We start from the raw sequence: 10,362 nt of genomic DNA, 5'->3' as shown, positions 1-10,362 counted from the left end.
CTCCCAAGGATAAGTCATTGGCATTCGGAGTTTGACTGAATTCGGTAACCCGATGGGGGCCCCTCGTCCAATCAGTGCTCTACCTCCAAGACTCTTCCCTTGAGGCTAGCCCTAAAGCTATTTCGGAGAGAACCAGCTATCTCCAAGTTCGATTGGCATTTCACCCCTACCCACACCTCATCCCCGCACTTTTCAACGTGCGTGGGTTCGGGCCTCCAGCAAGTGTTACCTTGCCTTCACCCTGGACATGGGTAGATCACCTGGTTTCGGGTCTGCGACCTCGTACTATTTCGCCCTCTTCAGACTCGCTTTCGCTGCGGCTCCGCCTTTCGGCTTAACCTTGCACGAAATCGCAACTCGCCGGTTCATTCTACAAAAGGCACGCCATCACCCGTTAACGGGCTCTGACTACTTGTAGGCACACGGTTTCAGGTTCTCTTTCACTCCCCTCCCGGGGTGCTTTTCACCTTTCCCTCACGGTACTGGTTCACTATCGGTCACTAGGGAGTATTTAGCCTTGGGAGATGGTCCTCCCTGCTTCCGACGGGATTTCACGTGTCCCGCCGTACTCAGGATCCACTCGGGAGGGAACGGAGTTTCGACTACAGGGTTGTTACCTTCTCTGACGGGCCTTTCCAGACCTCTTCGTCTACCCCGTTCCTTTGTCACTCCTTAATCGAGTGTCCTACAACCCCAAGAGGCACGCCTCTTGGTTTGGGCTGTTCCCGTTTCGCTCGCCGCTACTCAGGGAATCGCTGTTGCTTTCTCTTCCTCCGGGTACTTAGATGTTTCAGTTCCCCGGGTTGCCCTCCATACCCTATGGATTCAGGTATGGATACTGCCCCATTACGGACAGTGGGTTCCCCCATTCGGACATCTCCGGATCGACGCTTACTTACAGCTCCCCGAAGCATTTCGGTGTTTGTCCCGTCCTTCATCGGCTCCTAGTGCCAAGGCATCCACCGTGCGCCCTTTCTAACTTAACCGTTTCTTCCTAACATGAGCGATCTATTCGTGAATGTCTTTCCGTTATCCAGTTTTCAAAGAACAATCAAGAAGGATATGATCCTTCAAAACTAAACAAAACGGAAAAGCGTACCCTATTTCAATGTATATATCCTTAGAAAGGAGGTGATCCAGCCGCACCTTCCGATACGGCTACCTTGTTACGACTTCACCCCAATCATTTGTCCCACCTTCGGCGGCTGGCTCCCGTAAGGGTTACCCCACCGACTTCGGGTGTTACAAACTCTCGTGGTGTGACGGGCGGTGTGTACAAGACCCGGGAACGTATTCACCGCGGCATGCTGATCCGCGATTACTAGCGATTCCGGCTTCATGCAGGCGAGTTGCAGCCTGCAATCCGAACTGAGAGTGGTTTTTTGGGATTCGCTCCACCTCGCGGTTTCGCTGCCCTTTGTACCACCCATTGTAGCACGTGTGTAGCCCAGGTCATAAGGGGCATGATGATTTGACGTCATCCCCACCTTCCTCCGACTTTTAGCCGGCAGTCACCTTAGAGTGCCCAACTGAATGCTGGCAACTAAGGTCAAGGGTTGCGCTCGTTGCGGGACTTAACCCAACATCTCACGACACGAGCTGACGACAACCATGCACCACCTGTCACCCTGTCCCCGAAAGGGGAACGCCCTATCTCTAGGGTTGTCAGGGGATGTCAAGACCTGGTAAGGTTCTTCGCGTTGCTTCGAATTAAACCACATGCTCCACCGCTTGTGCGGGTCCCCGTCAATTCCTTTGAGTTTCAGCCTTGCGGCCGTACTCCCCAGGCGGAGTGCTTAATGCGTTTGCTGCAGCACTAAAGGGTGGATACCCTCTAACACTTAGCACTCATCGTTTACGGCGTGGACTACCAGGGTATCTAATCCTGTTCGCTCCCCACGCTTTCGCGCCTCAGCGTCAGTTACAGGCCAGAGAGCCGCCTTCGCCACTGGTGTTCCTCCACATCTCTACGCATTTCACCGCTACACGTGGAATTCCGCTCCCCTCTCCTGCACTCAAGTTCCCCAGTTTCCAATGGCCGCTCGCGGTTGAGCCGCGAGATTTCACATCAGACTTAAGGAACCGCCTGCGCGCGCTTTACGCCCAATAATTCCGGACAACGCTTGCCACCTACGTATTACCGCGGCTGCTGGCACGTAGTTAGCCGTGGCTTCCTCGTCAGGTACCGTCAAGGTACCGCCCTGTTCGAACGGCACTTGTTCTTCCCTGACAACAGAGCTTTACGATCCGAAGACCTTCTTCGCTCACGCGGCGTTGCTCCGTCAGACTTTCGTCCATTGCGGAAGATTCCCTACTGCTGCCTCCCGTAGGAGTCTGGGCCGTGTCTCAGTCCCAGTGTGGCCGGTCACCCTCTCAGGTCGGCTACGCATCGTCGCCTTGGTGAGCCGTTACCTCACCAACTAGCTAATGCGCCGCGGGCCCATCCTGCAGTGACAGCTAAAAGCCGCCTTTCAACCGAAAACCATGCGGTTTTCGGTGTTATCCGGTATTAGCTCCGGTTTCCCGAAGTTATCCCAGTCTGCAGGGCAGGTTGCCCACGTGTTACTCACCCGTCCGCCGCTAACCTAAAGGAGCAAGCTCCCTTCGGTCCGCTCGACTTGCATGTATTAGGCACGCCGCCAGCGTTCGTCCTGAGCCAGGATCAAACTCTCCAAAAAAAGTTTGTCACCAAATGCTCTTTTAGAATCAACAGGCACGCTTTTCGTTTTGTTCAGTTTTCAAAGATCATGTTGAAAAAAAGACGACTTTCTTATAATAACCTTAAATTTTTACTTTGTCAACAGATTTTTTTATCATTGTATCATTGGTCATCAATAAGGACGGGTATTAATATAACACCATTTTCATAACAAATCAATAGTTTTGCATAAAAAAATTTATTTTATATAAAAAAATTATTCCATTTCCAGCAGGGAGACAAAAGGGAGACAGCCGTCTCCCTTTTGAAAATCATCATTTGTTTCTCATCTGCGGGAATAAAAGAACATCGCGAATAGACGGAGAATTGGTTAAAAGCATGACTAATCTGTCAATGCCAATGCCAAGCCCACCTGTTGGAGGCATGCCATATTCAAGAGCTTCAATGAAATCTTCGTCCATCATATGCGCCTCGTCATTTCCCTGCTCTCTTTCTTTTAATTGAGCTTCAAAGCGTTCACGTTGATCAATAGGATCGTTTAATTCCGTAAAGGCATTTGCATGCTCGCGGCCGACAATAAACAATTCAAAGCGATCTGTGAATCTTGGATCCGCTTCATTCTTTTTGGCGAGCGGAGAAATTTCAACAGGGTGACCGTAAATAAATGTCGGCTGAATTAGTTTATCCTCGACTTTTTGCTCGAAGAACTCATTGACAATATGGCCGTATTGCATATTTTCGTTAATTTCTACTCCGTGTTCTTCAGCTAATGCCCGCGCTTCTTCGGCAGATGTGACATTCCAAAAATCAACATTTGTATATTCTTTAATCGCATCTACCATGTGAAGTCTCTTCCATTTTGGTTTCAAGTCCACTTTATATTCATCGTATTGGATTGTCGTTGTACCTAATACTTCTTGTGCAATATGAGCAATCATGTTTTCTGTCAATTCCATAATATCATGGAAATCTGCATATGCCTCGTACAGTTCAAGCATGGTGAATTCAGGATTATGTCTTGTTGAAACGCCTTCGTTGCGGAAAACGCGGCCGATTTCATAAACTTTTTCTAAACCGCCGACAATCAGCCTTTTCAAATGAAGCTCAATAGCAATTCTCATGTACAAAGGCATATCCAAAGCATTATGATGAGTGATAAACGGGCGTGCTGCCGCTCCTCCAGCAATGGAGTGCATCATTGGTGTTTCTACTTCCAAATACCCGTGACTGTCTAAATAACGGCGCATGGATTGGATGATTTTGCTTCTTGTTATAAATGTGTTTTTGCTGTCAGGGTTCATAATAAGATCTAAATAGCGCTGGCGGTAGCGCTGTTCAATATCTTTAAGGCCATGGTATTTATCAGGAAGAGGGCGCAAAGCTTTCGTGAGCAGCACAAATTCCGTTGCTTTTACCGAGAGCTCGCCTACTTTTGTTTTAAAAACCGTTCCCTTCACGCCAATAAGATCACCTAAGTCAGCCATATCAAAAATTTCATACTGATCCTCGCCGACGCTGTCCTTCCGAACATAAATTTGAATTTGGCCCGACAAATCTTGGATATGGGCGAAACCTGCTTTCCCTTTTCCACGTTTTGTCATAATTCTGCCAGCTATAGAAACAAAAATATTTTTTTCCTCAAGTTCTTCCTTTGTAAACTCGCCGTACTGCTCTTTTAGTTCAATCGCCTGATGCGAGCGTTCAAATTTTTTTCCGAAAGGGTCGATTCCTTTATCTTTTAATGCATGAAGCTTTTCCCTGCGAACCTGCAATTGATCATTCAACTCTTCTTGGTTATGCAAACCTTCTTTGCTCATACGTATCCACTCCAATAATCTTAAAATTTAACATAGAAAACTGCCAGATTACTGGCAGCCGTCAAAGTATAAGAGAAAGCAGATTGTCTTTATGCGGATTGACGCTCTTTCTCTTCCACTTCACTTGCAAAACGTTCAAGAAGGGAGACCAGTTCTTCTTTTGTTTCACAGTTATTAATAGCATTTCTCACTTTTGCATTGCCTCGAATACCTTTTAAATACCAAGCGGCATGTTTACGCATCTCTCTAACAGCGATGTGCTCACCTTTTAAATTGATTAAACGTTCTAAATGCAGTTTGCATACATCAATCTTTTCTCGAACTGTCGGCTCTTCAATTAATTCTCCCGTTTCTAAATATTTAACAGTGCGATAGATCATCCATGGGTTGCCTAATGCAGCACGGCCGATCATAACCCCGTCTGCACCCGTCTCGTCCAGCATTCTCTTTGCATCTTGAGGGGTTTTGACATCCCCGTTGCCAATCACCGGAATATTCACAGCCTGCTTAACTTCTCTAATAATGTCCCAGTTGGCTTCTCCCTCATACATTTGAACACGGGTTCGTCCATGCAATGCAACAGCCTTGCCCCCTGCCCGCTCAACGGCTTGGGCATTTTCCACCGCATAAATATGTTCTTCATCCCAACCCATGCGCATTTTGACAGTTACCGGTTTTTTCACTGCATCCACAACAGCGGCAACCATGTCATAAATTTTATTGGGATCAAGAAGCCATTTTGCTCCGGCATCACATTTCGTAATTTTCGGTACAGGACAGCCCATGTTAATATCGATGATATCTGCTGTTGTATTGTTATCGACAAATTTTGCCGCTTCCACTAATGTTTCTTTTTCACCGCCAAAAATTTGCAAGCTTAATGGTTTTTCCCGTTCATCAATATAGAGCATGTCCATTGTTTTCGCATTTTTATATAAAATGGCTTTATCGCTGACCATTTCAGCACAAACTAAACCCGCTCCAAATTCTTTGACCGTCAGCCGAAAAGCCGAATTGCATACGCCGGCCATCGGAGCAAGCACAACACGGTTTTTCAATTGAATATCTCCTATTTTAAACAATTTCACCTGCCTCCTTTATTTTTCAGTATCCTCAGGCATCAGCTCGTTCACGCTTACATTCAGCTTAGCAGCAATAATTTCTACTAATTCCTTGCTGGGAAGTCTGTTGCCCCTTTCAACTTCACCAAGAACCGATACAGAAACGCCTAAGTCTTTTGCAAGGCTTTCTTGTGTATATCCTTTTAGCTTTCTAAAAGCGCGAATCCTTCTTCCCCATTTTTCTGCTTCCATATTCGCACTCCTTTTTTATCTTTTAATTGATCTATTAAAACCAGTAAAGAACGATGCTGATTAGGCCATTGTACATCACGATCAATTTCAAACAAAGGAATCAATACGAAAGATCGTTCAAACATTCTCGGATGAGGTATGGTAAGCTGTTCTGTTTCAATATTTTCGTTATTATATAATAAAATGTCAAGGTCTATCGTTCTAGGCCCCCATTTAACTTCCCTTGATCTTCCTAAATCATATTCGATTTTTTGCGTAAATGCCAGCAGCTCATACGGCGTGAAATTCGTCGCGATTTTAATGACCATGTTCAAAAACAATTCTTGGTCAATATAACCAACCGGATCGGTTTCATAAATAGAAGACATTTTGATAACCTCAACATCTGGATGCCTGTTCAATTGATTGATGCTTTCTTCCAAATAATATTCCCGATCGCCGATATTCGATCCTAAAGAAATATATGCATAGTTTTTCATGTTCTTCCCCTTTTGATTTCTACTGCTACAGACTTGTAATGACCCGGGATTGGCGGATCCGGCTTTACCACTTTTACTGTGCAATACAAAACAGTCGAAAACTCTTTTAACAGTTCAGATGCTAAATTTTCTGCAACGGCTTCAATAAGCTTATAGGGCTTGCCTTCCACAATTTCCTTGCAAACCGTGTACACTTTCGCATAATTCACTGTATCATCTAGTTCATCCGTTTTTCCTGCTTGCTTTAGATCCGTCTCTAAAATAACATCAACTCGAAATCGCTGTCCAAGTTTATTCTCTTCAGGATAAACGCCATGATAGCCCCAAAACTCCATTCCCGTTACATAGATCTTATCAATCGTGATCGCGCCCCTTTCCGAGCATCGCATCCATCATTTTCACCATCCGCGCAATCGGTTTAACGTCATGAACCCGAACGAATTGACAGCCCTTTTGCACTCCTAAGCATACGGTAGCCGCTGTGCCTTCCATACGCTCCTCTACCGGTAGATCGAGAACTCGTCCGATAAATCTTTTTCTCGACGTACCCAGCAAAACAGGGAAACCAAGGTTTGTAAATTCCTCCAGATGACGCATGACGTAGAGATTATCTTCAAAAGTTTTGGCAAAACCGATTCCTGGATCTAGGATGATTTGTTCGTCCCGAACGCCTGCTTTTTTGGCGATCTCGACACTTTCCATTAAATCGGAAATCATGTCTTTAATCAGATCGTTATACCCTTCTTTTTCTCGATTGTGCATTAGAATGATTGGGACGTTATATTCTGCTGCCACGCGAGCGATGTCCGGCTCCTTTTTCGCCCCCCAAACATCATTGATGATGGTTGCTCCAGCTTCCACCGCTTTTTTTGCCACATTCGCTTTGTACGTATCAATGGAAATAGGAACATGAATTTCTTTTGATAATTTTTCAATGACTGGAAGAACTCTGGCCAGCTCCTCCTCTTCTGAAACGGGTTCATGGCCCGGACGGGTTGATTCACCCCCGACATCAATGATATCGGCGCCATTTTCCACCATTTCTTTTGCATGCTTTAAAGCTTTCTCGATATCATTAAATTTTCCGCCGTCCGAAAAAGAATCAGGCGTAACGTTTAATATTCCCATTACTTGGGTTTTATCTTCGTAGTGTAATTGATACGGTCCGCACTGTAATATTTTTTCTTTCTCTATTACACCCATTGTTCATCACCCACTTCGAATTCAGATCTTGTCAAAATATGGTGCCGCACCTTCTTATAAATGGTGATTAATCGATTGGTCAAAATTCCCTGTTCACCTGCAAATGCAGTCTGACCAATATGTGTAATTGGGACAATCTCCTGCAAGGAATTTGTGATAAAAGCTTCTTGTGCAGATAACAGATGATCCAATGGATACAATCCTTCTTCATAAGGAATGCGATGTTTTTCAAGGATGGTTAACACGAACTGTCTAGTAATTCCGTTTAATATTCCTGTGCTGACAGCCGGTGTATAGACGGTGTTGTTTTTTACCCAAAAAATGTTGGAAACAATCCCTTCTGCGACATATCCTGAATGTGTTAAAAATATACCTTCCGTTTTCGGACTATCTCCAATTTCTCTCTTTGCCAGCACATTATTTAAAAAATGGTGCGATTTTATGCGAAATGATCCTTCCGGCGTGTTTCGCCGAACCGAAAGAATGACCCCCTGTTTTGTCAATCTTTCCGGCAAATTTAACTCTTTTATAAAAAAGATTAACACCGGATTTTTATAAGGAGCCGCCGACAACCCCAGCTCCTCTGCACCCGCTGAAACATTTATCCGGATATATGCATTATTTAAATGATTTAATTCAAGCAGTCTTTTAATAATTTGTTCTGCTTCCGAGTAAGAAAGAGAAAAATCTATGCCAAGCTCGCGAACCGCTGCATTTAAGCGATCGATATGATCATACAGTAAAAATGGATGACCGTTATAAGTCCTTAATGTTTCAAAAGCGCCGATTCCGTATAAAAATCCATGATCGAACGGAGAAATATGCAGCTCATCCTGCTTTTTATATTCACCATTTACATATAAGTACACTTTTATACACTCTTTTCTTCCGTACGATAATAGGAAAGGAAATGCTTTAACATCAGTTTTCCATGTTCAGTCATAATTGATTCCGGATGAAACTGCACGCCTTCAACCGGCAAAGATTTATGGCGGATTCCCATAATCTCTCCGTCATTCGTCCATGCTGAAATTTCAAAGCAATCCGGAAGCGTTTCTTTTTTGACAATTAAAGAGTGGTACCTTGTAGCGGTGAACGGGTTGTCTAAGCCGTCGAAAATAGTTTTTCCGTCATGATAAATTTGCGATGTTTTCCCGTGCATTAATTTGTCTGCGCGAACAACATCCCCACCGAACACTTGAGCTATTGATTGATGACCTAAGCATACGCCAAAAATCGGAATTTTCCCTGCGAAATACTTAATTGCCTCCATGCTGATCCCCGCCTCATTCGGCGTACACGGACCGGGAGAAATCATCAAATAGGCTGGATTGAGCTGTTCAATTTCCTCAATCGTAATTTCATCATTTCGTCTGACAACAAGCTCTTCGCCGAGCTCACCAAGGTATTGGACTAAATTGTACGTAAAAGAATCATAGTTATCAATCATTAAAATCATCTCTTCTCACCTCTAACTAACTTGTTCTCATCTTCGCTCAAATCTTTTGCTTTCCATAACGCTTTTGCTTTTTTCAAACACTCTTTATATTCATATTCTGCAACAGAATCAATGACGATTCCAGCACCTGCTTGCACATAACCCCAACCGTTTTTAGCCAGTAGCGTCCGTATTACAATATTAAATTCTAAATCTCCATTAAAGCCGAGCCAGCCGATCGAACCAGTATATAACCCTCTTCTAGTCGGCTCCAGCTCTTCAATTATTTCCATTGTTCGAACCTTCGGCGCTCCCGTGATTGTGCCGCCCGGAAATACAGCACGCATAATGTCGTAAAATCCTTTTCCTTCTTGCAGCTCGCCGCGAACATTTGACACGATATGAATGACATGTGAATATTTCTCAATAGCCATCAGTTCGTTAACTTCAACACTGCCATATTTACATACCCGCCCTAGATCATTTCGTTCTAAATCTACAAGCATGATATGTTCTGCACGTTCTTTTTCATTGGTGATTAATTCCTCAGAAAGCTGGCGGTCTTCTTCATCGCTTCTTCCTCTTGATCTCGTTCCAGCAATCGGACGGGTATTCAGTACATTTCCCCTCTTTTTTATGAGCAGCTCTGGAGATCCACTGGCAATTTGAAACTCAGGAGTATGAATATAGGCCATATATGGGGATGGGTTAATTTTCCGTAATGCTTTATAAATTTCAAACGGATGCGTCGAAAGCGGTTTTGCTTGTCTGACGGATAAGTTGACTTGAAATACATCACCGCTTGCAATATAATCCTTTACTCTTTCAACAGCTTTTTTAAACGGCTGTTCCATAAACATTATCGGCTCATAGCTGAGATCAGCTGAATTCGTATAGCTGAAAATCGTTTCCTCACTTTGCTTACACCATAAAGCTTTCATTTCTTCCAGCCGCTTTTGTGCAGCATCTTTTTCCCCATGTTTATGATACGTTATCAGCCAAAGTGTTTTTTCAGTATGATCAAAAACGGCGATATCTTGAAAAACGATAAAATAAATGTCGGGCACGTGTAAATCGTCCACAGCTATATTGGGTAATTTTTCGAAATAACGAACTGCATCATAGCTAATAAAGCCGATAGCGCCTCCTTGAAAGTCGGGAAGGGAAGGATCGCTTTCACATTTAAACTGTTTCATCCATCCTTCAAAGAGCAAGAGCGGATTTCCTTCCTTTACTTCTTTTTTGTTCCCGCTATAGATCGTAATTGCCCCGTTTTTTCCTTGTATGACGGCAAAAGGGTTTAAACCAGCTATGCTGTAGCGGCCGCCTCTTCCGCTTTCGAGAAGAGCGTAATGTTGTTGTTGTTTTGCCAGCGTTTCAAAGCGATTGAAAAATCGTTCTTTTTCAAAAGGTATTTGGACTGCCAGCAGTTTTCTCACAAATTCCATCGTTC

Annotated in this window: 9 protein-coding genes and 2 rRNA genes (1 of these 11 running past the window's edge); all 11 read right to left on the bottom strand. The window is 44.1% G+C overall.

Annotation, left to right across the window (positions count from 1 at the left end):
• Positions 1-986, bottom strand: a 23S ribosomal RNA gene (locus NSQ94_RS00450); it reaches 1,946 nt to the left of the window's first position.
• A gap of 138 nt (positions 987-1,124) precedes the next feature.
• Positions 1,125-2,678 (bottom strand): 16S ribosomal RNA (locus NSQ94_RS00445).
• The 16S and 23S rRNA genes sit together here, the layout of an rRNA operon.
• A 295-nt stretch (positions 2,679-2,973) precedes the next feature.
• On the bottom strand, positions 2,974-4,476 hold the full coding sequence (lysS, locus tag NSQ94_RS00440) for a lysine--tRNA ligase (protein ID WP_327848301.1): 1,503 nt from the start codon (positions 4,474-4,476) through the stop codon (positions 2,974-2,976).
• Between the two features lie 89 nt (positions 4,477-4,565).
• Positions 4,566-5,558, bottom strand: a complete 993-nt coding sequence (dusB, locus tag NSQ94_RS00435) for a tRNA dihydrouridine synthase DusB (protein ID WP_063387552.1) — start codon at positions 5,556-5,558, stop codon at positions 4,566-4,568.
• 15 nt (positions 5,559-5,573) lie between these two features.
• On the bottom strand, positions 5,574-5,789 hold the full coding sequence (locus NSQ94_RS00430) for a helix-turn-helix transcriptional regulator (protein WP_063387553.1): 216 nt from the start codon (positions 5,787-5,789) through the stop codon (positions 5,574-5,576).
• Positions 5,741-6,268 (bottom strand): 2-amino-4-hydroxy-6-hydroxymethyldihydropteridine diphosphokinase, encoded by a 528-nt coding sequence (gene folK, locus NSQ94_RS00425; RefSeq protein ID WP_063387554.1) that lies wholly within the window; start codon positions 6,266-6,268, stop codon positions 5,741-5,743. The genes NSQ94_RS00430 and folK overlap by 49 nt, the downstream gene beginning before the upstream one ends.
• A complete protein-coding gene (gene folB, locus NSQ94_RS00420) occupies positions 6,265-6,627 on the bottom strand; it encodes a dihydroneopterin aldolase (RefSeq protein ID WP_063387603.1) in 363 nt (120 codons plus the stop codon). Before folB ends, folK begins: the two co-directional genes overlap by 4 nt.
• Positions 6,623-7,471, bottom strand: coding sequence for a dihydropteroate synthase (folP, locus tag NSQ94_RS00415; protein WP_063387555.1), 849 nt, complete (start codon positions 7,469-7,471; stop codon positions 6,623-6,625). Before folP ends, folB begins: the two co-directional genes overlap by 5 nt.
• The gene (gene pabC / locus NSQ94_RS00410; RefSeq protein WP_339229870.1) at positions 7,462-8,340 is read right to left on the bottom strand and encodes an aminodeoxychorismate lyase; all 879 of its coding nucleotides are present in this window, start codon (positions 8,338-8,340) and stop codon (positions 7,462-7,464) included. The genes folP and pabC overlap by 10 nt, the downstream gene beginning before the upstream one ends.
• Positions 8,341-8,342: 2 nt before the next feature.
• Positions 8,343-8,930 (bottom strand): aminodeoxychorismate/anthranilate synthase component II, encoded by a 588-nt coding sequence (gene pabA / locus NSQ94_RS00405; RefSeq protein WP_066247253.1) that lies wholly within the window; start codon positions 8,928-8,930, stop codon positions 8,343-8,345.
• The gene (pabB, locus tag NSQ94_RS00400) at positions 8,927-10,357 is read right to left on the bottom strand and encodes an aminodeoxychorismate synthase component I (protein ID WP_327856097.1); all 1,431 of its coding nucleotides are present in this window, start codon (positions 10,355-10,357) and stop codon (positions 8,927-8,929) included. The genes pabA and pabB overlap by 4 nt, the downstream gene beginning before the upstream one ends.
• Between the last annotated feature and the right edge of the window lie 5 nt (positions 10,358-10,362).

The organism is Aeribacillus sp. FSL K6-2833 (assembly GCF_037965815.1).
GTDB classification, from domain to species: domain Bacteria; phylum Bacillota; class Bacilli; order Bacillales; family Aeribacillaceae; genus Aeribacillus; species Aeribacillus composti.
This window is presented reverse-complemented; position numbering and strand designations above follow the sequence as displayed.

Coding starts and splice junctions, on each gene's coding strand:
- pabA (WP_066247253.1), bottom strand. CDS start 8,930: ATGATTTTAATGATTGATAACTATGATTCTTTTACGTACAATTTAGTC.
- NSQ94_RS00430 (WP_063387553.1), bottom strand. CDS start 5,789: ATGGAAGCAGAAAAATGGGGAAGAAGGATTCGCGCTTTTAGAAAGCTA.
- lysS (WP_327848301.1), bottom strand. CDS start 4,476: ATGAGCAAAGAAGGTTTGCATAACCAAGAAGAGTTGAATGATCAATTG.
- pabB (WP_327856097.1), bottom strand. CDS start 10,357: ATGGAATTTGTGAGAAAACTGCTGGCAGTCCAAATACCTTTTGAAAAA.
- folK (WP_063387554.1), bottom strand. CDS start 6,268: ATGAAAAACTATGCATATATTTCTTTAGGATCGAATATCGGCGATCGG.
- folP (WP_063387555.1), bottom strand. CDS start 7,471: ATGGGTGTAATAGAGAAAGAAAAAATATTACAGTGCGGACCGTATCAA.